The 20069-nt window shown below is 66.2% G+C and carries 25 protein-coding genes; 11 read left to right on the top strand and 14 right to left on the bottom strand.

Annotated features, from left to right (window positions below; translation table 11 throughout):
• Positions 1 to 77: 77 nt before the first annotated feature.
• Together hisD and hisG are read right to left on the bottom strand one after the other, a co-directional pair.
• Positions 78 to 1394: a histidinol dehydrogenase gene (gene hisD / locus L6Q67_RS03530; protein ID WP_296565397.1), complete on the bottom strand. Its 1317-nt coding sequence runs from the start codon at positions 1392 to 1394 to the stop codon at positions 78 to 80.
• Complete coding sequence (hisG, locus tag L6Q67_RS03525) at positions 1391 to 2035, bottom strand: ATP phosphoribosyltransferase (protein ID WP_296565395.1); 645 nt, start codon at positions 2033 to 2035, stop codon at positions 1391 to 1393. Before hisG ends, hisD begins: the two co-directional genes overlap by 4 nt.
• A gap of 174 nt (positions 2036 to 2209) precedes the next feature.
• Between hisG and rnk the strand changes: the two genes are divergently transcribed.
• Positions 2210 to 2593, top strand: coding sequence for a nucleoside diphosphate kinase regulator (rnk, locus tag L6Q67_RS03520; RefSeq protein ID WP_296565393.1), 384 nt, complete (start codon positions 2210 to 2212; stop codon positions 2591 to 2593).
• Positions 2594 to 2642: 49 nt separating this feature from the next.
• Here rnk and murA read toward each other — a convergent pair whose 3' ends face one another.
• Genes murA through L6Q67_RS03470 form a run of 10 tightly spaced genes read right to left on the bottom strand, consistent with a single transcriptional unit; the run spans position 2643 to position 9661 of the window.
• Positions 2643 to 3893, bottom strand: a complete 1251-nt coding sequence (murA, locus tag L6Q67_RS03515) for a UDP-N-acetylglucosamine 1-carboxyvinyltransferase (RefSeq protein ID WP_296565390.1) — start codon at positions 3891 to 3893, stop codon at positions 2643 to 2645.
• 14 nt (positions 3894 to 3907) lie between these two features.
• On the bottom strand, positions 3908 to 4162 hold the full coding sequence (locus tag L6Q67_RS03510; RefSeq protein ID WP_296565387.1) for a BolA/IbaG family iron-sulfur metabolism protein: 255 nt from the start codon (positions 4160 to 4162) through the stop codon (positions 3908 to 3910).
• Between the two features lie 11 nt (positions 4163 to 4173).
• Positions 4174 to 4929, bottom strand: coding sequence for an ABC transporter permease (locus L6Q67_RS03505; protein WP_296565384.1), 756 nt, complete (start codon positions 4927 to 4929; stop codon positions 4174 to 4176).
• 7 nt (positions 4930 to 4936) lie between these two features.
• Positions 4937 to 5839 carry an ABC transporter ATP-binding protein gene (locus L6Q67_RS03500; RefSeq protein WP_296565374.1) on the bottom strand — a complete coding sequence of 301 codons (903 nt, stop codon included), beginning with the start codon at positions 5837 to 5839 and terminating at the stop codon, positions 4937 to 4939.
• 17 nt (positions 5840 to 5856) lie between these two features.
• A complete protein-coding gene (locus L6Q67_RS03495) occupies positions 5857 to 6141 on the bottom strand; it encodes an STAS domain-containing protein (RefSeq protein WP_296565371.1) in 285 nt (94 codons plus the stop codon).
• Positions 6138 to 6773, bottom strand: coding sequence for a phospholipid-binding protein MlaC (locus L6Q67_RS03490; protein ID WP_296565368.1), 636 nt, complete (start codon positions 6771 to 6773; stop codon positions 6138 to 6140). Before L6Q67_RS03490 ends, L6Q67_RS03495 begins: the two co-directional genes overlap by 4 nt.
• A gap of 57 nt (positions 6774 to 6830) precedes the next feature.
• Positions 6831 to 7547, bottom strand: coding sequence for a VacJ family lipoprotein (locus L6Q67_RS03485; protein ID WP_296565366.1), 717 nt, complete (start codon positions 7545 to 7547; stop codon positions 6831 to 6833).
• 52 nt (positions 7548 to 7599) lie between these two features.
• Positions 7600 to 8076, bottom strand: coding sequence for an outer membrane lipid asymmetry maintenance protein MlaD (gene mlaD / locus L6Q67_RS03480; RefSeq protein WP_296565363.1), 477 nt, complete (start codon positions 8074 to 8076; stop codon positions 7600 to 7602).
• A 2-nt stretch (positions 8077 to 8078) separates the two neighbouring features.
• On the bottom strand, positions 8079 to 8858 hold the full coding sequence (mlaE, locus tag L6Q67_RS03475) for a lipid asymmetry maintenance ABC transporter permease subunit MlaE (RefSeq protein ID WP_296565359.1): 780 nt from the start codon (positions 8856 to 8858) through the stop codon (positions 8079 to 8081).
• Complete coding sequence (locus tag L6Q67_RS03470; RefSeq protein ID WP_296565357.1) at positions 8858 to 9661, bottom strand: ABC transporter ATP-binding protein; 804 nt, start codon at positions 9659 to 9661, stop codon at positions 8858 to 8860. The genes mlaE and L6Q67_RS03470 overlap by 1 nt, the downstream gene beginning before the upstream one ends.
• 179 nt (positions 9662 to 9840) lie before the next feature.
• Here L6Q67_RS03470 and leuS point away from each other — a divergent pair, with 179 nt between their 5' ends.
• From leuS to L6Q67_RS03425, 9 genes are all read left to right on the top strand, one after another.
• Positions 9841 to 12465 carry a leucine--tRNA ligase gene (leuS, locus tag L6Q67_RS03465; RefSeq protein ID WP_296565353.1) on the top strand — a complete coding sequence of 875 codons (2625 nt, stop codon included), beginning with the start codon at positions 9841 to 9843 and terminating at the stop codon, positions 12463 to 12465.
• 20 nt (positions 12466 to 12485) lie between these two features.
• Complete coding sequence (locus L6Q67_RS03460; protein ID WP_296565351.1) at positions 12486 to 12689, top strand: hypothetical protein; 204 nt, start codon at positions 12486 to 12488, stop codon at positions 12687 to 12689.
• On the top strand, positions 12686 to 13216 hold the full coding sequence (gene lptE, locus L6Q67_RS03455; protein WP_296565348.1) for an LPS assembly lipoprotein LptE: 531 nt from the start codon (positions 12686 to 12688) through the stop codon (positions 13214 to 13216). Before L6Q67_RS03460 ends, lptE begins: the two co-directional genes overlap by 4 nt.
• The gene (gene holA, locus L6Q67_RS03450; protein ID WP_296565345.1) at positions 13213 to 14244 is read left to right on the top strand and encodes a DNA polymerase III subunit delta; all 1032 of its coding nucleotides are present in this window, start codon (positions 13213 to 13215) and stop codon (positions 14242 to 14244) included. Before lptE ends, holA begins: the two co-directional genes overlap by 4 nt.
• 30 nt (positions 14245 to 14274) lie before the next feature.
• Entirely contained in the window at positions 14275 to 15552 is a 1278-nt protein-coding gene (locus L6Q67_RS03445; RefSeq protein WP_296565343.1) for a glutamate-5-semialdehyde dehydrogenase, read from the top strand.
• Between the two features lie 114 nt (positions 15553 to 15666).
• On the top strand, positions 15667 to 16239 hold the full coding sequence (locus L6Q67_RS03440) for a chalcone isomerase family protein (protein ID WP_296565340.1): 573 nt from the start codon (positions 15667 to 15669) through the stop codon (positions 16237 to 16239).
• Between the two features lie 41 nt (positions 16240 to 16280).
• Positions 16281 to 16826: a methylated-DNA--[protein]-cysteine S-methyltransferase gene (locus L6Q67_RS03435; protein WP_296565335.1), complete on the top strand. Its 546-nt coding sequence runs from the start codon at positions 16281 to 16283 to the stop codon at positions 16824 to 16826.
• A gap of 49 nt (positions 16827 to 16875) precedes the next feature.
• Entirely contained in the window at positions 16876 to 17367 is a 492-nt protein-coding gene (ybaK, locus tag L6Q67_RS03430) for a Cys-tRNA(Pro) deacylase (protein WP_296565331.1), read from the top strand.
• 141 nt (positions 17368 to 17508) lie between these two features.
• Complete coding sequence (locus L6Q67_RS03425; protein ID WP_296565327.1) at positions 17509 to 17889, top strand: H-NS histone family protein; 381 nt, start codon at positions 17509 to 17511, stop codon at positions 17887 to 17889.
• 26 nt (positions 17890 to 17915) lie between these two features.
• Here the strand turns inward: L6Q67_RS03425 and L6Q67_RS03420 are convergent, their stop codons facing one another.
• Positions 17916 to 18311 carry a dihydroneopterin aldolase gene (locus L6Q67_RS03420; RefSeq protein ID WP_296565323.1) on the bottom strand — a complete coding sequence of 132 codons (396 nt, stop codon included), beginning with the start codon at positions 18309 to 18311 and terminating at the stop codon, positions 17916 to 17918.
• A gap of 52 nt (positions 18312 to 18363) precedes the next feature.
• Here L6Q67_RS03420 and plsY point away from each other — a divergent pair, with 52 nt between their 5' ends.
• The gene (plsY, locus tag L6Q67_RS03415; protein WP_296565320.1) at positions 18364 to 18975 is read left to right on the top strand and encodes a glycerol-3-phosphate 1-O-acyltransferase PlsY; all 612 of its coding nucleotides are present in this window, start codon (positions 18364 to 18366) and stop codon (positions 18973 to 18975) included.
• 13 nt (positions 18976 to 18988) lie between these two features.
• Here plsY and tsaD read toward each other — a convergent pair whose 3' ends face one another.
• Positions 18989 to 20029, bottom strand: coding sequence for a tRNA (adenosine(37)-N6)-threonylcarbamoyltransferase complex transferase subunit TsaD (gene tsaD, locus L6Q67_RS03410; protein ID WP_296565317.1), 1041 nt, complete (start codon positions 20027 to 20029; stop codon positions 18989 to 18991).
• Positions 20030 to 20069: the final 40 nt, after the last annotated feature.

Here is a 20069-nt window from a genome sequence, read left to right as displayed (position 1 = left end):
GACTCCGATCAAAGGCAGACCGATAATGCAGCGCGCGGAGGTCGAATACATTCGACCCCACGCAAAACCTGCCCGGCTCAGGGCTTGAGGCGCATCTCGGCGGAGCGGGCGTGGGCCTGCAGGCCTTCGCCGTGGGCCAGCACCGAGGCGATGCGGCCGAGGGTCTGGGCGCCGGTTTCGGACACGTCGATCAGGCTGGTGCGCTTCTGGAAGTCGTAGACCCCCAGCGGGCTGGAGAAGCGCGCGCTGCGCATTGTGGGCAGCACGTGGTTGGGGCCGGCGCAGTAGTCGCCCAGGGCCTCGACGGAGTGGTGACCGATGAAGATGGCACCGGCGTGGCGGATGCGGTCCACCCACGGGCCCGGCTCGGCCAGGGACAGTTCCAGGTGCTCCGGCGCGATGCGGTTGGCGATCTCGCAGGCCTCGGCCAGATCGCGCACCAGGATCAGCGCGCCCCGGTTCTTCAGGGAGGTGGCGATGGTCTCGCGGCGGGGCATCTCGGGCAGCAGGCGGGCGATGCTCTCCTCCACCCGGGCAATGAAGGTCGCGTCGGTGCACAGCAGGATGGACTGGGCCAGGTCGTCATGCTCGGCCTGGGCGAAGAGATCCATGGCCACCCAGTCGGGGTTGCCGGAGCCATCGGAGATGATCAGCACCTCGGAGGGGCCGGCCACCATGTCGATGCCAACGGTGCCGAACACGCGGCGCTTGGCGCTGGCCACGTAGGCGTTGCCGGGGCCGACGATCTTGTCCACCTGGGGGATGGTCGCCGTGCCGTAGGCCAGGGCGGCCACGGCCTGGGCGCCGCCGATGGTAAACACCCGGTCGACACCGGTGATGGCCGCGGCGGCCAGCACCAGGGGGTTCTTCTCGCCCCGCGGGGTGGGCACCACCATGATCAGCTCGCTCACCCCGGCCACCTTGGCGGGGATGGCGTTCATGAGCACCGAGCTGGGGTAGGACGCGCGACCGCCGGGCACATACAGGCCGACGCGGTCGAGGGGCGTGACCTTCTGGCCCAGGCGGGTGCCGGCCATTCCCGGCGCCTGATCTTCGTACTGCCAGGATTCCTGCACCTGCCGGGCGTGGTAGCTGCGCACCCGCTCGGCGGCGGCCTCGAGGGCCTGACGCTGCTCGGCACTGAGCCCGGCCAGGGCGGCCTCGAGCTCGGCCCGGGGAAGTTCCAGGGCCGCCATGTCGGCGGCATCCAGGTGATCAAACCGGCGGGTGAATTCCACCACCGCCTGGTCGCCATCCCGGCGCACGGCCTGCAGGATGTCGGCCACGGCCTGCTCGATGGCCGCATCGGTGCTGCCTTCGAAGGCCAGCAGGGCGTCGAGGGTCGCGGTGAAGCCCGCATCGGCAGACGAAAGGCGACGGATCTGCTCGCTCATGGTTTGACGGCTCCGGCGAAGGCGTCCAGCACGGGCTGGATCAGCTCGCGCTTGAGCTTGAGGGACGCCTGATTGACGACGAGACGGGAACTGATGGGCATGATGTCCTCGACCTCGATCAGATTGTTGGCCTTGAGGGTGCCGCCCGTGGACACCAGGTCGACGATGGCGTCAGCCAGCCCGACCAGGGGCGCCAGCTCCATGGAACCATATAGTTTGATGAGGTCCACATGCATGCCCTTGGCGGCAAAGTGGGCCTTGGCCGCGGTCACGTACTTGGTGGCCACACGGATCCGGGCGCCACGCTTGACGGCGGCGGCGTAGTCGAAATCCTTGCGCACGGCCACGCACAGGCGGCACTTGGCGATGTTCAGATCGAGGGGCTGGTAGAGCCCGGCGCCGCCATGCTCGATGAGCGTGTCCTTGCCGGCGATGCCCAGGTCGGCGGCGCCGTACTGCACGTAGGTCGGGGTGTCGGTGGCCCGCACGATCACCAGCCGCACATCCTCGCGGTTGGTGCCGATGATGAGCTTGCGCGAGCTCTCCGGGTTGTCGGTCGGGGTGATCCCGGCGGCGGCAAGCAGCGGCAGGGTCTCTTCGAAAATTCGGCCCTTCGAAAGGGCAAGCGTAATGCCGTTCAAGATGATGATCTGTCTGCGTAAAAAGCGATTCTAGCCGATCGGGAAGCGATCCGCCCCGGGGGCTGCGGCGGGAGGTTTGTCCTGCCCGGCAGCTTCTGATAGCCTGTGCTGCATGGCTGAACCGCAACACGCGGTGTCGGCCATTTTCTTTTGTTCAATTCCGAGGAGTCTGTGATGAAACCCGAAATCATCGTTTCCAACAACGACCTGGAGCGCCTGGAAGGCCTGCTCTCCAAGCCCCCCACCCGCAACCGCAGCGATCTGGACGGCCTGCGCGACGAGCTGGAGCGCGCCCGCGTCGTGGACGCTGCCGACCTGCCCGCCGACGTGATCGCCATCGACCGCCGCGCCCGCTTCCGTGAGGAACATTCCGGCCGCGAATACGAACTGACCCTTGCCTGGCCCCATGAGGCCGACGCCACCCAGGGCCGCGTCTCCATTTTTTCTCCCGCCGGCAGCGCCCTGCTGGGCCTGGCCGCCGGCCAGGTGATCGACTGGCAGACCCCCGAGGGCCACGCCATCCAGCTCCGCGTGCTGGAAGTCCTGCCCGCAGCCTGAGTGCCCCCGGCAGGGAAACACAGGGGCGGCGCCCGCCGCCCTATGCCTTTCAGCGGATACGGCTGACCCGCGCGCCCAGGGCGGCGAGCTTTTCTTCGAGCTTCTCGTAACCCCGATCCAGGTGGTAGATGCGTTCGATGGTGGTCTGCCCTTCAGCCACCAGGCCAGCGATGATCAGGCTGGCCGAGGCCCGCAGATCGGTGGCCATCACGGTGGCGCCCTGCAGGCTGGTCACACCCTTCACGAAAGCCGTGTTGCCGTCGATCTTGATGTCGGCGCCCAGACGCTGCAGCTCGACCGCGTGCATGAAACGGTTCTCGAAGATGGTCTCGCGGATCACCGCCGTGCCCTCGGCCACCGCATTGATGGCCATGAACTGGGCCTGCATGTCGGTGGGGAAAGCCGGATACGGAGCCGTGCGCAGGCTCACGGCGTTGAGCCGGGCCGGGGCCTTGAGCCGCACCGCGTCGCGCTCGGCGACGATCTCACAGCCGGCGTCCATCAGCTTGTCGATGACGGCGTCCAGGTAGCTGGCCGAGGTGCCGGTGAGGCGCACCTCGCCACCGGTGGCGGCAGCGGCGCACAGGTAGGTGCCGGTCTCGATGCGGTCGGGCATGACCCGATGGGTCGCGCCGTGCAGGGCGGCAACCCCCTGGATGCGGATCACGTCGCCGCCAGCACCTGAGATACGGGCGCCCATGGCCACCAGACAGTTGGCCAGGTCCACCACCTCGGGCTCGCGGGCGGCGTTCTCGATCACCGTCTCGCCGTCGGCCAGACAGGCCGCCATCATCAGGTTCTCGGTGCCGGTCACCGTCACCATGTCGGTGAAGATGCGGGCGCCCTTGAGCTTGGGCACCTTGGCGTGCACGTAGCCGTGCTCCACCTTCACATCGGCGCCCATGGCTTGCAGGCCCTTGATGTGCTGGTCCACGGGGCGTGCGCCGATGGCGCAGCCGCCGGGCAGGCTCACCCGGGCCTCGCCGAAGCGCGCCACCAGGGGGCCGAGCACCAGGATGGAGGCCCGCATGGTCTTGACCATCTCGTAGGAGGCCACCGGGTTGTCCACGCCGGAGGCATCGAGGGTCACGGCGTCGCCATCGCGGCTCACCTTGACGCCCATCTGCTCGAGCAGGCGCAGCAGGGTGCCGATGTCGTTGAGCCGGGGCACATTGGTGAAGGTCACCGGCTCCGTGGTCAGCAGCGCCGAACAGAGGATCGGCAGGGCGGCATTCTTGGCGCCGGAAATGGCGATCTCACCCGACAGGCGGGCGCCGCCTTCAATCAGCAGTTTGTCCATGCATCAAAGGGCGTTCAGCCCAGTTCCTTCAGAAGTTCGGCCCACTGGGAGGGTGTGTAGGTGTTCAGCTGGAGGGCGTGGATCTCGTTGCCCATCAGCTTGCCCAAGGTGGCGTACACGGCCTGGTGCTGGCGCACGCGGGGCTTGCCCTCGAAGGCCGGGCTGACCACGATGCCGGAAAAATGGGTGCCGTCATCGCCCTCGATCTGCAGGAACTCGCATTCCAGGCCCACCGCGATCAGACGTTCGATTTCACTTGCTTGAAACATGATTCAAATCCTCAGGCCCGCAGTTTGTAGCCCCTGGCAAGCATTTGCAGGGTAATCACCGCGAGCACGACAAAACAGACTGCCACCACTCCGATGCTCGTCCAGGGCGAGACATCGGAGACCCCGAAAAATCCGTAACGGAACCCGTCAATCATGAAGAAAAACGGGTTGAAATGCGACACCCCCTGCCAGAAGGCCGGCAGGGAGTGAATCGAATAGAAGACGCCCGAGAGCATGGTCAGGGGCATGATCAGGAAGTTCTGAAAGGCCGCCAGCTGGTCGAACTTGTCGGCCCAGATGCCGGCGATGACCCCCAGGGTGCCCAGGAAGGCGCCGCCGATCAGGGTGAAGGCCAACACCCAGCCCGGCTCGGCCAGGCTCAAGGAAGCAAACGGCAGGGACACCAGCAGCACCCCCACCCCGCAGGCAATGCCCCGCAGCACCGAGGCAATCACGTAGGCGGCGTAGAACTCCTGGTAGGAGATGGGCGGCAGCAGCACGAACACGATGTTGCCGGTGATCTTGCTCTGGATGAGAGACGAGGAGCTGTTGGCAAAGGCGTTCTGCAGCACCGTCATCATCACCAGCCCGGGGACCAGGAAGGCGGTGTAGCTGACGCCCGGGTAGGGCTGGACGTGATTCTCGAGCACGTGGCCGAAGATCAACAGGTACAGCACCGCGGTGAGCACCGGCGACAGCACGGTCTGGAAGCCGACCTTCCAGAAACGCAGGCACTCCTTGTAGAGCAGGGTCTTGAAACCTTCCATGGACGCCTCAGTTCTGATTCATGATGCCGACGAAGACCTGCTCCATGTCGGGCTTGCCGAGGGCCATGTCGGTGATCTCGCCCCCCGCGGCACGCAGGCCGGCGAGCAGATGTCCGACATCGTCGTAGTGATCGAAACCCAGCACCAGCTCGGTGCCCGCCTGGCTGACGATGCGGGCGGAGAACGGCGGCGGCAGGCTCACCGGCGCGGCGAGCTGCAGCTTGAGGGTATGGGTGGCAAAGCGCTGCAGCAGGTTGGCGGTGGTGTCCAGCGCCACCACCCGGCCCGCCTTGAGCATGGCAATGCGCCCGCACAGGGATTCGGCCTCTTCGAGGTAGTGGGTGGTCAGCACGATGGTGTGACCATCCAGGTTGAGCTTGCGGATGAACTGCCACAGGCCGTGGCGCAGCTCCACGTCCACGCCGGCGGTGGGCTCATCGAGCACGATAACCGGCGGACGGTGCACCAGCGCCTGGGCCACCAGCGCCCGGCGCTTCATGCCCCCCGACAGCATGCGCATGTTGGCGCCGGCCTTGCCGGTGAGGTCGAGGTGATGAAGGATCTCGTCGATCCAGTCGTCGTTGTTACGGATGCCGAAGTAGCCCGACTGGATGCGCAGCATCTCGCGCACCGAGAAGAAGGGGTCGAAGACCAGCTCCTGGGGCACCACGCCCAGGGCCAGTCGGGCGGCGCGGTAGTCCTTGACCACATCGTGGCCCATGACCTCAAGGGTGCCCGAGTCGGGCCGGGCCAGGCCGGCCAGGGACGAGATCAGGGTGGTCTTGCCGGCGCCGTTGGGGCCAAGGAGGCCGAAGAACTCCCCCTGGGCCACTTCCAGATCAACCCCGGCCAGGGCCTGGAGGGAACGGAAACGCTTGGTGACGCCGGCAATGCGGATGGCTGGAATCATGGACAGGAGACCGCGGCTCAGTGGGCCAGCGGCAGGATGGAGTCGACGTCGTAGAGGGACGCGAGGCTGACCAGCGCCGCCGGGGGCTGATCAATGGTGAGCCGGTGACCGGCGTTGCGGGCCGCGCGGACCCAGCTGAGCAGCAGGGCCAGCGCGGCGGAATCCACCTGGGTCACGCCGGACAGGTCGACGACCACATCCCCGGCGGTGACGTGCGCCTGCCCCGCGCTGGCGAGTTCGCCGGCGGTAGCCACCGTGAGCGGCCCGGAGAGGCTGAGGCGCGGGCCCTCGCAGCGGATCATCTCTTGGCCGAAGCGGTGGTGTCGAGCTGCTTGTTCTTGTCCTTGAGGGACTTGATCAGACCGTCGATGCCGCCGGCACGGACTTCCTTGCCGAAGTCGTCCCGGTAGTTGGTGACGAGGCTCACGCCGGCCACCAGCACGTCGTAGACCTTCCAGCCTTCCGGCAGCTTTTCGAGGTTGTAGTCGATCTGCACCGCCTTGGCACCGGGCTGGCGCACTTCGGTGCGCACCACCACGTCGGTGTCTTCGGGCTTGGCCTTGAGGGGCTTGAAGTCGATCTGCTGGTTGCGGTACTGGGTCAGGGCATTGGAGTAGGTGCGCACCAGCAGGGTCTTGAACTCCTGGGTCAGGATGGTCTTCTGCTCGGGGCTGGCGGTCTTCCAGTCACGGCCCACGGCGAGGCGGGTCATGTGGGCGAAGTCGAAGTAGGGCAGCACGCGGGTCTCCACCAGCTCGACGGCCTTGCGGGTATCGCCCGACTGGATGGCCTTGTCCTGACGGACGATGGTGATAACGTCGTCGGTGACGCTTTTGACCAGGGCGTCCGGCGCAGTGGCGTCGGCGGCAAAGGCATTGAACTGGACACCCACGCTGAGGGCCAGCGCGGCAAACAGGGAAGCGATCTTTTTCATGGGAAATCTCTCTGATGGCGTTCTGTGGTGGCCGGCATCATGCACCGGCCCCGGGGCTCACTCGTCGTCCGGATCCTTGACCCGCGGCGGTTGCCCGTCATAGACCTGATTGAGGCGATACTGCAGGTAGAAGCTGCGCATGTAGCCGTATTTGTCGAGGGCCGCCTGATCAGCCGTGGTATCAGCCCCCAGCAGGGCGGCACGGCGATGGACAAAACGCAGGCCGGTCAGGGAGTTGCGCACGGCCACCTCCTTGAACTGCCACACCGGGTCCACCTGCAGGTCGCCGATCAGGCCCACGCTGTCGCGCACGGTGCTCGGCCCCAGGAAGGGCAGCACGATGTAAGGCCCCTCGCCGACGCCCCAGCTGCCCAGGGTCTGGCCCAGATCTTCGTCGTGCTTCTCGAGGCCCATGTCACTGGCCACGTCGAACAGGCCGAAGATGCCGACGGTGCTATTGACCAGCACCCGGCCCCCATCCGACAGACCATCGATGAACTTGCCCTGGAGGACGTTGTTCACGCCGATCCACACGTCACCGATGTTGCCGAAGAAGTTGCCGACCCCCACCTTGATGGGCAGGGGAACGTAGTCGTACACCTGGGCCACCGGCCGCATCACGTATTTATCAGCGGTCTCGTTGAAGCTGAAGGTGGCCCGATTGACGGACTCGAAGGGGTCTTTGGGGTGACCACCGGTGCTCGCACAGGCCGTCAGGGCCAGCGCCAGCCCGAGCGTGGCCGTGCGTGCGGCCAGGCTTTCGGTATCAGGCATGTGTTTGATCATCGTCGCGTGCTCTCGGTAGGGGCGGCTGTCGTCCGGCAGCTCACTTTGCCGGCGCGGTGTCGCCCTCGGCCGCCTTGTTGAACATGAACTGGCTGATCAGCTTTTCAAGCACAACGGCGGACTGGGTCTTCTTGATGACATCACCCGGAGCCAGGAGCTTGTCCTCGCCACCCGGGTCCAGGCCCACATACTGCTCCCCGAGCAGGCCGGAGGTCAGGATGTTGGCGAAGGTGTCGGTCGGGAACTTGTAACGTCCGTCCACGCTGAAGACCACCTCGGCCTGGAAGCGTTCATTGTCGTAGCGGATCTCGGTCACGCGCCCCACCAGCACCCCGGCCACCTTGACCGGCGCACGGGCCTTGAGGCCGCCGATGTTGTCGAAGCGGGCCGACAGGGTATAGGGGGCCTGGATGTCGGACCCGGAGATGCTGCCCACCTTGAGGGCCAGGAAGAGGAGCGCGGCGATCCCCATGGCCACGAACACCCCTACCCACAGATCCAGCGTGGTACGACTCATCATTAACCTCGGAACATGAAGGATGTCATTACAAAATCAAGGGCCAGGATGGCCAGGGCCGAACTCACCACGGTTCGGGTGATGGCCCGGGACACGCCCTCGGCGGTGGGCACGCAGTCGTAGCCCTCGAACACCGCGATCAGGGCCACCGCCACGCCGAACACGCAGCTCTTGATCACCCCGTTGAGCACGTCATAGCGAAAATCCACGGCCGACTGCATCTGCGACCAGAACGCGCCGTCATCGACGCCGATGGCCACCACCCCGATCAGCCAGCCGCCAAACACGCCCATGGCCGAGAACAGGGCGGCCAGCAGGGGCATGGAGATGACCCCGCCCCAGAAGCGCGGCGCCACCACCCGGGCGATGGGGCTGACCGCCATCATGTCCATGGCCTTGAGCTGCTCGGTGACCTTCATCAGACCGATCTCGGCCGTGACCGCCGAACCCGCCCGGCTGGCGAACAGCAGGCCGGCCACCACCGGACCGAGCTCGCGCACCAGGGACAGGGCCACCAAGGTACCCAGGGAATCGCTCGCGCCATAGCGCTGCAGGGTTTCATAGCCCTGCAGGCCCAGCACCAGACCCACGAACAACCCCGACACCAGGATGATCAGCAGGGACATCACGCCGCTGAAATACAGCTCGCGCAGGGTGAGGTGGATGCGCGTGAAGGACTGCCCCGAATACACCAGGATCAGCCAGAAGAAGCGGGTAATGAAACCCAGCTGCCAGACGCCGTTGATGAACAGCGCCCCCAGCCTGCGAATCGCGCCCACCATCAGCTCGACCCTCCAACCAGGGCCGTGGCGTAATCGCCGGCGGGGTAATGAAAAGGCACCGGGCCGTCGGCCTCGGCGTGCACGAACTGGTGCACGAAGGGATCGGTGGAGTTGCGGATGGCCTCGGGCGTGCCCTCGGCAGCCACCCGGCCTTCGGAGATGAAGTAGATGTAATCCACGATCTGCAGGGACTCCTGGATGTCGTGGGTGACGATGACGGAGCTCGCCCCCAGCGCGTCATTGAGGCGCCGGATGAGCTGCCCGATGACGCCCAGGGAGATGGGATCGAGACCGGTGAAGGGCTCGTCGTACATCAGCAGCATGGGGTCGAGGGCGATGGTGCGCGCCAGGGCCACCCGCCGCGCCATGCCGCCCGACAGCTCGCCGGGCATCAGCCGGGCGGCACCGCGCAGGCCCACCGCATGGAGCTTCATCATCACCAGGTCGTTGATCAGCTCGGGGGGCAGGTCGGTGTGTTCCCGCAGGGGGAAGGCCACGTTGTCGAACACCGTCATGTCGGTGAACAGCGCGCCGAACTGGAACAGCATGCCCATGCGCCGGCGCAGGGCGTACAAGGCCTCGCGTCCCAGCCCGGCCACGTCCTGCCCGTCCACTGTTACACGGCCGCCCACGGCCTTCTCCTGCCCGCCAATCAGGCGCAGCAGGGTGGTCTTTCCGCTGCCGCTGCCGCCCATGATGGCGACCACCTGGCCACGGGGAATCGACAGGGAAATGTCGCGCAGGATCGTCCGTTGGCCATAGGCGAAACGCACGTTCTCGAGACGGACAAGGGGCTCGGACATGGAAATATGTTGCAACGCGGGAGGCGGATTGTAGCAGAGGGATGATTGCGTGACATGCAGCACAGCCGCCATCAGGGGGGAAATATCTCGTCACATCAACGTCTTGAGCACGCCACAGCGGGGTTTGCAGGAGCCGTTTATAATGCGCGGTTTCGTTCCATCCGCGATCCGCCACGCCCATGCAGGACAAATATCTCCCCGCCGACATCGAGCGCGCCGCCCAGCAGCACTGGGACAGCACCGAAGCCTTCCGCGTCACCGCCGACGCGTCCCGGCCCAAGTACTACTGCCTGTCCATGTTCCCCTACCCCTCGGGCAAGCTGCACATGGGGCATGTGCGCAACTACACCATCGGCGACGTGCTGTCCCGCTTCCACAAGATGAAGGGCTTCAACGTCCTGCAGCCCATGGGCTGGGATGCCTTCGGCCTGCCCGCCGAGAACGCCGCGATCAAGAACCAGGTGCCGCCGGCCAAGTGGACCTACGACAACATCGCCTACATGAAGCAGCAGCTCAAGTCGCTGGGCTTTGCCATCGACTGGAGCCGGGAGCTGGCCACCTGCACCCCCGAGTATTACAAGTGGAACCAGTGGATCTTCCTGCGCATGCTCGAAAAGGGCGTCGCCGAGCGCAAGACCCAGGTGGTGAACTGGGACCCGGTGGACCAGACCGTGCTGGCCAACGAGCAGGTCATCGACGGCCGCGGCTGGCGCACCGGCGCCGTGGTCGAGAAGCGCGAGATCCCCGGCTACTACCTCAAGATCACCGACTACGCCGACGAGCTGCTGGGCGACCTGGACGAGCTCGGCGGCTGGCCCGAGCGGGTCAAGCTGATGCAGGCCAACTGGATCGGCAAGAGCACCGGCGTGCGCTTCGCCTTCAAGCATGACATCGCTGGCGACGACGGCCAGGCCATCAACGACGGCAAACTGTGGGTGTTCACCACCCGCGCCGACACCATCATGGGCGTCACCTTCTGCGCCGTGGCCGCCGAACACCCGCTGGCCCTGCACGCCGCCAAAGGCAACGCCGAGCTCGCCGCCTTCATCGAAAAGTGCAAGCACGGCTCGGTGATGGAAGCCGACATGGCCACCATGGAGAAGGAAGGCCTGCCCACCGGCCTGTTCGTCACCCACCCCCTCACCGGCAAGCAGGTCGAGGTATGGGTCGGCAACTACGTGCTGATGAGCTACGGCGATGGCGCCGTGATGGGCGTGCCGGCCCACGACGAGCGCGACTTCGCCTTTGCCAAGAAGTACAGCCTGCCCATCGAGCAGGTCGTGGCCGTGGGCGACAAGGCCTACAGCCTGGACGCCTGGCAGGAGTGGTACGGCAGCAAGGACGGCGTCTGCGTCAATTCCGGCAAGTACGACGGCCTCGACTACGAAGCCGCCGTTGATGCCATCGCCACCGACCTGGCCGCCCAGGGCATCGGCGAGAAGAAGGTGCAGTGGCGCCTGCGTGACTGGGGCATCTCGCGCCAGCGCTACTGGGGCTGCCCCATCCCCATCATCCACTGCGACAGCTGCGGCTCGGTGCCTGTGCCCGACGACCAGCTGCCGGTGGTGCTGCCCGAAGACTGCGTGCCCGACGGCTCCGGCAACCCGCTGCACAAGCGTGAGGACTTCCTCAACGTCCCCTGCCCCTGCTGCGGCAAGCCCGCGCGGCGCGAGACCGACACCATGGACACCTTCGTGGATTCGTCCTGGTACTACGCGCGCTACGCCACCACCTTTGGCGCCGACAAGATGGTGGACGACGAGACCAACTACTGGATGACCGTCGACCAGTACATCGGCGGCATCGAGCACGCCATCCTGCACCTGCTGTATTCCCGCTTCTGGACCAAGGTGATGCGCGACCTGGGCCTGGTCACCTACCGCGAGCCCTTCGCCCACCTGCTCACCCAGGGCATGGTGCTCAACAACGCCTTTTTCCACAAACCCGAAGGCGGCGGCAAGAACTACTACTGGGAGAGCGAGCTCGACGTCCAGAAGGACGCCAAGGGCCAGATCACCGGCGCCACCCTCAAGAAGGACGGCACGGTGCTGGAGCACGAGCTCACCACCATGTCCAAGTCCAAGAACAACGGCGTGGACCCGCAGTCGCTCATCGAGCAATACGGCGCCGACACCGCCCGTTTCTTCATGATGTTCGCCGCGCCCCCCGAGCAGACCCTCGAGTGGTCCGACGCCGGCGTTGAAGGCGCCTACCGCTTCCTGCGCCGGGTGTGGAGCTTCGGCCACCTCTTTGCCAGCGAGATCCGCGGGCAGATCGGCGCCCAGCGCCAGCTCGCCGGCGCCAAGCTGCCGGACGACCTCGCCGCCTTCCGCCGCGAGATCCACCTGCTCCTCAAGCAGGCCAACTACGACCTGGGCAAGCAGCAGTTCAACACCGTGGCCTCGGCCACCATGAAGATGCTCAACGCCCTCGAAAAGGCGCCCCGCCAGGGCGCACTGGCCGCCGAGACCATCGAGGAGTGCTTCGGCATCCTGTTGCGCGTGCTCTCGCCCCTCACCCCGCACATCAGCCACGCCCTGTGGCGCGATCTGGGCTACGGCGAGGACATCCTCAAGGCCGCCTGGCCCGAGCCCCTCGACGCCGCCCTGGTGCAGGACGAAGTCGAGCTGATGCTGCAGGTCAACGGCAAGCTGCGCGGCGCCCTCCGGGTTGCCGCCGACGCCCCCAAGGACGCCATCGAGGCCGCCGCCCTGGCCCACGAAGCTACCATCAAGTTCCTCGAAGGCCGCGCCGCGAAGAAGGTTGTCGTGGTGCCTGGCCGCCTGGTCAACATCGTCGGCTAACCCCCCACAGGAGCCCGCTCATGCTGCGCCTTGCCCTTCTCGCCACCCTCGTCCTCCTGTCCGGCTGCGCGTCACCGGAGCGCAACTTCTACGAGGGCATCCGGCAGGAAAACGCCCGGCGCCAGCATGAGCCCGGCCGCGACGTCAGCCGTGACACCCCGCCACCGGGCTACGACGCTTACGAGAAAGAACGTCAGCGCCTCAAGGAGGAATCGCCCAAATGAGTTCCGCCCACCTGCCCGGGCGCCGACGTGCCCTCGCCACCCTTGTCGCCGCCCCCCTGCTCGCAGCAGGCTGCGGCTTCCAGCTGCGCGGGCCACGCCCCATGCCCTTCGATACCATCTACCTGGGCATGTACGAATACTCCGAACTGGCCGCCGCCATCCGGCGGCAGATCCAGGCGGGCAGCACCACCCGGGTCGTATCCCGCCCCGAGGACGCCGCGGTGCGTCTGGAGGTCCTGGCAGATGCCAAGGAAAAATTCATCCTGGCCCTCAACACCCAGGGCCGGGTACGTGAATACCAGCTCCGTCATCGCTTCAGCTTCCGGCTGGTAGACAAGAACGGACAGGAGATCATCGCCCCCAACGAAATCCTGCTGCGCCGCGACCTGGCCTTCGACGATTCGCAGGTGCTGGCGAAGGAGCAGGAAGAGATCCTGCTCTACCGGGACATGCAGGGCGACTTGGTGCAGCAGCTCATGCGCCGGCTCTCGTCCGCCCGCATGCCCGACGCCCCGCCCAAACCGTGAACCTGCGCCCCGAGCAGCTCGCCAGCCAGCTCGACAAGCCCCTCGGCCCGCTGTACGTCCTGCATGGCAACGAGCCCCTGCTGGTCCTCGAGGCCGGCGACGCCGTCCGCGCGGCGGCGCGCAGGCAGGGCTACGCCGAGCGCGAGGTGCTGGTTGCCGGCCAGGGCTTTCGCTGGACCGAACTGCAGTCGGCGGCCGGCAACCTGTCCCTGTTCGGGGCAAGCAAGCTGGTCGATCTGCGCATCCCCAACGGCAAGCCCGGTCGCGAAGGCGGCGAGGCGCTGCAACGCTACGCCCGCCACCTGGACGAGGGCGTCGTCACCCTGATCACCCTGCCCGAGCTCGACTGGGCCACGCGCAAGGCGGCGTGGTTCGTGGCCCTGAGTGAAGCTGGCGTTGTGGTCGAGCTCAACGCCCCCGAGCGCGAGCGCCTCCCCGACTGGCTGGCCAGACGGCTGGCCGCCCAGCAGCAGAAGGCCTCGCCGGACGCCCTCGCCTTCATCGCCGACCACATCGAAGGCAACCTGCTGGCCGCCCACCAGGAGATCCTCAAGCTCGGCCTGCTCCACCCGCCGGGCGAACTGTCCCTGGAAGCGGTGCGCGACGCCGTGCTCAACGTGGCCCGCTACGACGTGGACAAGCTGCGCAACGCCATGCTTGACGGCGCCCCCGCCCGCTGCGCCCGCCTGCTCGAAGGCCTGGAAGGCGAGGGTGAAGCCCCGCCCCTGGTCCTGTGGGCCCTCGCCAACGAGATCCGCACCCTCGCCCGCCTGCGCATGGGCATCGACGACGGCCAGCCCCTGCAGGGCCTGCTCAAAGCCGAACGCGTATTCGAAGAGCGTCGCAAGCAAGCCATCCAGCGCGCGCTCCAGCGCCTCACCAGCGGCACCCTGCGCACTGCGATCTTGCACGCGGCCAGAATTGACCGGATGATCAAGGGTCTGACAACGGGCGACGTGTGGGACGAGTTCCTGCAACTGTGCCTGCGCCTGACCCACGGCGCGGCCCAGCCCCCGGCGCGGCGCTGAACGCCGCCCACCGATTCGAAAGCACACACGATGGACATCAAGACCTACATGCAAGGCATCGGCCGCCAGGCCCGTGCCGCCTCCCGGGCGGTTGCAGCAGCCACCACCGGCGCCAAGAACACCGCCCTGCTGGCCATGGCCGCCGAGATCCGCACCCGCAAGGCCGAGCTCCTCGCCGCCAACCAGCGCGACCTGGAGGAGGCCCGCGCCAGCGGCCTCGAAGCCTCCATGATCGATCGCCTGACCCTGTCCGAAAAGGGCATCGAGGCCATGGCCCAGGGCCTGGAGCAGGTCGCCGCCCTGCCCGACCCGGTGGGCGAGGTCACCGACATGAAACGTCGCCCCTCGGGCATCTCGGTAGGCAAGATGCGCGTGCCCCTGGGCGTCATCGGCATCATCTACGAAGCCCGCCCCAACGTCACCGCCGACGCTGCGGCCCTGTGCCTGAAGTCCGGCAACGCTGCCATCCTGCGCGGCGGCAAGGAGGCCCTGCACTCCAACCAGGCCATCGCCGCCTGCGTGCGAGCCGGCCTGACCGCAGCCCGGCTCCCCGAGCACGCCATCCAGGTGATCGAGACCACCGACCGGGCCGCAGTGGGCGAGCTCATCACCATGCCCCAGTTCGTGGACGTGATCGTCCCCCGCGGCGGCAAGGGCCTCATCGAACGCATCTCCAGCGAAGCCCGGGTACCGGTCATCAAGCACCTGGACGGCAACTGCCACGTCTATGTGGACGAGTTCGCCGATCCGGCCAAGGCCCTGGCCATCGTCGAAAACTCCAAGACCCAGCGCTACGGCACCTGCAACACCACCGAATCGCTGCTGGTGGATGCGGCCATCGCCCAGGCCCAGCTGCCCGCCATCGGCAGCATGCTGGCTGGCAAGGGGGTCGAGCTGCGCGCCTGCCCCGCCGCCCTCGCCATCCTGCGCGAGGCCGGCATCGCCGAAGCCCAGCTCAAGGCGGCGGTCGAATCCGACTGGACCGAGGAGTTCCTCGCCCCGATCATCGCCATCAAGGTGGTGGCCGGGCTCGACGAAGCCATCGAGCACATCAACACCTGCTCATCCCAGCACACCGAGTCCATCGTCACCGAAAACCACACCCGGGCCATGCGCTTCCTGCGCGAGGTGGATTCCGCCTCGGTGATGATCAACGCCTCCACCCGCTTCGCCGATGGCTTCGAGTACGGCCTGGGCGCCGAGATCGGCATCTCCACCGACAAGATCCACGCCCGCGGCCCGGTGGGCCTGGAAGGCCTGACCAGCCAGAAATGGATCGTCTTCGGCGACGGCCACGTGCGCGCCTGAGCCCTCAAAGTCTCCCCGCCGGGTGGATTCCCGGCTAAGATTCAAACGCCCGTTCGAAATCGCATGCAAAGGCGACGGACGGGCGTTTGCACATCCACACATCAGGAGACAGCCATGAACCGATTTTTCAGCGGGCCCCTGCTCGCTGCCGCCCTGTTCCTTGCCCTGCCCGCCAGCGCGGCCGAGATCGCCGGCACCCACATCGACGACAGGGCCAGCGTGGCCGGCACGGAGCTGGCTCTCAACGGCAGCGGCCTGCGTACCCGCTTCATGCTCAAGGTCTACACCATCGGCCTGTATCTGCCCAAACGCGGCGAAGCCCCCCTCGCCACCGCCAGCGGCCCCCGCCGCATCCAGATCATCACCCTCCGCGAGCTCGGCGCCGAAGACTTCGCCAATGCACTGATCGACGGCATGCGGAAGAATCACAGCGACACCGAATTCGCCAGCCTGCAGAGCCGGGTCGAGGAATTCCGCAACATTCTCCTCGGCCTCAAGACTGCCCCCAGCGGCACTCAGGTGCGCATCGACTGGCTGCCCGCGAGCGGCACCCGACTTTCCGTCAACAATGAAATCCGCGGCAAGGATATTGCCGGAGAAGATTTCTACCGTGCCCTGCTGCGCATCTGGATCGGCGACAAACCCGTCGATGAAGACCTGAAGAACGCCCTTCTCGGAAAACGCTGACGGGCTTGCGACCGGCCCGGCGGCGGGCGCAGAATCGAGGAATGACTTTGCCACACAACGCCGCCCCGATCACCGGGCTTTCTGTCGCACTGCCCGCCCCATTCGGGAAAGTCGGCGTCTTTACAAGCGGCGAATTCATCCATGAAATCGCCTTTCTGCCTCCGGCCCATCCGGCCATACCGCCCCGCGATGCCCTCGGAGAAAAGGCTGCGAGGGAGATTGAGCGCTATCTGGACGACCCGGACGCGCCTTTCACCCTGCCCCTTGCCCTGCGCGGCACCGCCTATCGCCGCCGCATATGGGCCGCCATTGCCGCCATTCCCCGCGGCCGCACACGCAACTATGGAGAACTGGCCCGGGACGCCCGCAGCGCCGCACGGGCGGTGGGTCAGGCCTGCGGCGACAATCCTTTTCCCCTGGTAATTCCGTGCCATCGAGTTGTGGCAGCCCGCGGCCCCGGCGGCTTTGCCCACGACCGGGGCGGCTATCTTCTCGACACGAAACGTTGGCTATTGCTCCACGAGAACGCCCTCCCCGGCACCGACGAAGCTTTCCTTCCCGGCCTCTTCGACACCCCGCATTCCTGAACGCATCACCCGGCCATCGAGGCCTATTCCTCCCCATTTCCCGACTGCCATGTCCCGCTCAGATCAGAACGCCCCCGAAACCCAGGCAACCCGATATCTCCGTCAGCATCACACGGCTTTCTCCACTCACCTCTACGCCTACGAAGAACACGGCGGAACAAAGGTGTCCGCCCGGGAACTGAATGTGGCGGAGCACGCCGTCGTGAAAACCCTGGTGATGGAAGACGAAGCCCGCCAACCCCTCATCGTATTAATGCACGGCGACCGCAAGGTATCCACCAAGGAACTCGCCCGCCAGATCGGTCGCAAGCACATCAGCCCCTGCGACCCGGCCGTCGCCCAGCGCCACACGGGCTACATGGTTGGCGGAACCTCACCCTTCGGGACGCGCAAGGCACTTCCGGTATTCATGGAGAAGACCATCCTGGATCTTCCCCTGATATATATCAACGGCGGAAAAAGGGGCTTCCTGGTCGGGGTTCACCCTCATGACATCCTGCAACTTCTTCAACCCGGGGTGGTCAGCGTGGCCCTGGAATGAATTGAAATAAAAACACCTACCAAATCTTCGGTCTATAGTGGCAAAATAAATAGCGCGATTAAGGCCGAAACAATCCGGTCGATTTCACGGCATGTGCCCAGGCACCCGTGCCGCCACTACATCACCAAGGAAAACAGCACCATGGAACTCTCTTCCCTCTCCCTCTCCGAATTGCGCCGCCTCAAGGGCAAGGTCGAAACCGAAATCCAGCGCCGCTCCGACACGGCCAAGAAGGATCTGCTCAAGCGTATGCAAAAGCTTGCCGCCGAGCACGGCATGAGCCTGAATGAAGTAATCGGTCAGGAAAGCGCCGAAAAGGCTGCTCCCGCCCCGCGTAAGGCTGCCGCCAAGCCCGCCGCCAAGAAGGCCGCCAAGCCGGCTTCGGTGATCAAGTTCCGCAACCCGGAAAACCCCGCCATTGGCTGGACCGGCCACGGTCGCAAGCCCCAGTGGGTGATCGACTGGCTCGCACAGGGCAAGCCCCTCGACGAATTGCGCGCCGACGCAGTCGCTGCCGCCTGAGCACGCTCAGGCGCAAGCCTGCCAATTCAGCGCGGCAGGCCTGCGGTGGGGGCGTGTTCCGGGGGCTCGGCACCATCGCGCCCCCGCTCGATGAATACGCCCACGCGCCGCACATCTTTCATGACGCCAATTTTTGCAATCGCGAGCTTCACCCATGGAGCGCCGAATTCTTCAAAGAGCAATTTGACGATGAATTCGCCCAGGGTTTCGATCAGATTGAATTGGTGATTGCCAAGCTCCTCCCGAATGCGCTCGATGACCTTGGCGTAATCAATGGTGTCCGCAATGTCGTCATGTTCGGCAGCCGCGTCGGGCACACCGAAGGTGAGATTCAACTCAAGGGTCTGCTCGGTCACCCGCTCCCGCGGGTAAATACCCACCCGGGCCTTGACCCGCAGTGCTTCGATAAAAATGAAATCCATCGTCCGTCCCGGCTAAAATCGCGCCCATTCTAGCTCGCGCCACAATAAAAGCATGCCCCTCGCGCTCCTGCTCGCCGCCGCCTACCTGATCGGCTCGATTCCCTTTGCGGTGGTGGTCAGCCGCCTTTTCGGCATGGCCGACCCCCGCAGCTACGGCTCGGGCAACCCCGGCGCCACCAACGTCTTGCGCAGCGGCAACAAACTCGCTGCCGTCCTCACCCTGCTCGGCGACGCCTTCAAGGGCTGGCTGGCGGTCATTCTCGCCGACATGCTTGCCCCTGCTGCCGGGCTCGGTAGCATCGCCGCCCCCGCAGCGGCGCTGGCGGCCTTCCTGGGCCATCTGTTCCCGGTCTTTCTCGGCTTCCGCGGCGGTAAGGGCGTTGCCACGGCAGCAGGCGTCCTGTTCGGTGCCAGCGGCTGGCTCGGGCTGGCCACCCTCGGCGTCTGGCTGGGCGTGGCCTTCACGACCCGCTATTCGTCCCTGGCCGCCCTGTGCGCCGCCATCGCAGCCCCCGGAGCGGCCTTCCTGCTCGGGCTCGATCCCTACTGGGTGCTGTCGGCGAGCGTAATGTCCCTGCTGCTGATCTGGCGCCACAAGGACAACATCAAGCGCCTGCTGGCCGGCCAGGAAAGCCGGATCGGCGGCAAGAAAAAAGAAAGCTGAAGCGGCCGGCCGATCAGGCCGCAACCGGAGGCCGGGGCGCCGCAATGTCCAGCAGGCTCCAGCGCGGCCGCACCGCAAACCGGCCATCGCCGACCTCGGCCTGCGCACCCGCCATGAACCGCAGGGCGCCGGCAAAGGCGATCATGGCGCCGTTATCGGTGCACAGCTCCATTTCCGGGTAAAAAACCTTCGCCCGCCGCCGTGCCGCCGCCTCATCGAGGGCCGCACGCAAGGCCAGGTTGGCCCCGACCCCGCCCGCCACCACAAGCTGTCGCAGCCCCGTGTGGCGGAGCGCCGACATGGATTTGGCCACCAGCACATCCACTGCCGCAGCCTGAAACTCGGCGGCCAGGTCGGGCTTGTCAGCTTCGCCAAAACCCTCCGCGCCGGCCGCCGTCAGGACCGCGGTCTTCAGACCGCTGAAACTGAAATCGAAATCCTTGCTGTGAAGCATCGGCCGCGGCAGCTTGAAGCGCCCCGGCGTACCCTCCAGCGCAAGCCGTGCCAGGGCCGGCCCGCCGGGATAGGGCAGCCCGATCAGCTTGGCGGTCTTGTCGAAGGCTTCGCCGGCCGCATCATCGACCGTCTCGCCCAGCAGGGTGTAATCCCCGACCCCTGCCACCCGCATCAGCTGGGTATGTCCGCCCGAAACAAGCAGGGCCACAAACGGGAACTCCGGCGGCGTTGCCGACAACAGGGGCGACAGCAGATGCCCTTCCAGATGATGCACGGGCAGCGCCGGCACCCCCAGCGCCAGCGCCAGCGCCTCCGCCACACTCGAACCGACGAGCAGCGCCCCTGCCAGGCCAGGGCCGGCCGTGTAGGCGATGCCGTCGATGTCGCCCATGGCCAGCCCCGTCTCCGCCAGCACCTCCCTCAGCAGCAGGGGCAGGCGACGGATGTGATCACGGGAGGCCAGTTCGGGCACCACCCCGCCGTAGGCCGCATGAAGGTCTATCTGGGAATGCAGGCGATGCCCGAGCAGGCCCCTTTCCGTGTCATAGATGGCGACACCCGTCTCGTCACAGGAGGATTCAATACCCAGAACGCGCATGGCACTTCCGCAGGAAAATCAGCATTTTACCTTGACGCAG

Source organism: Zoogloea sp., assembly GCF_023150065.1.
Classification (GTDB): domain Bacteria; phylum Pseudomonadota; class Gammaproteobacteria; order Burkholderiales; family Rhodocyclaceae; genus Zoogloea.
This window is presented reverse-complemented; position numbering and strand designations above follow the sequence as displayed.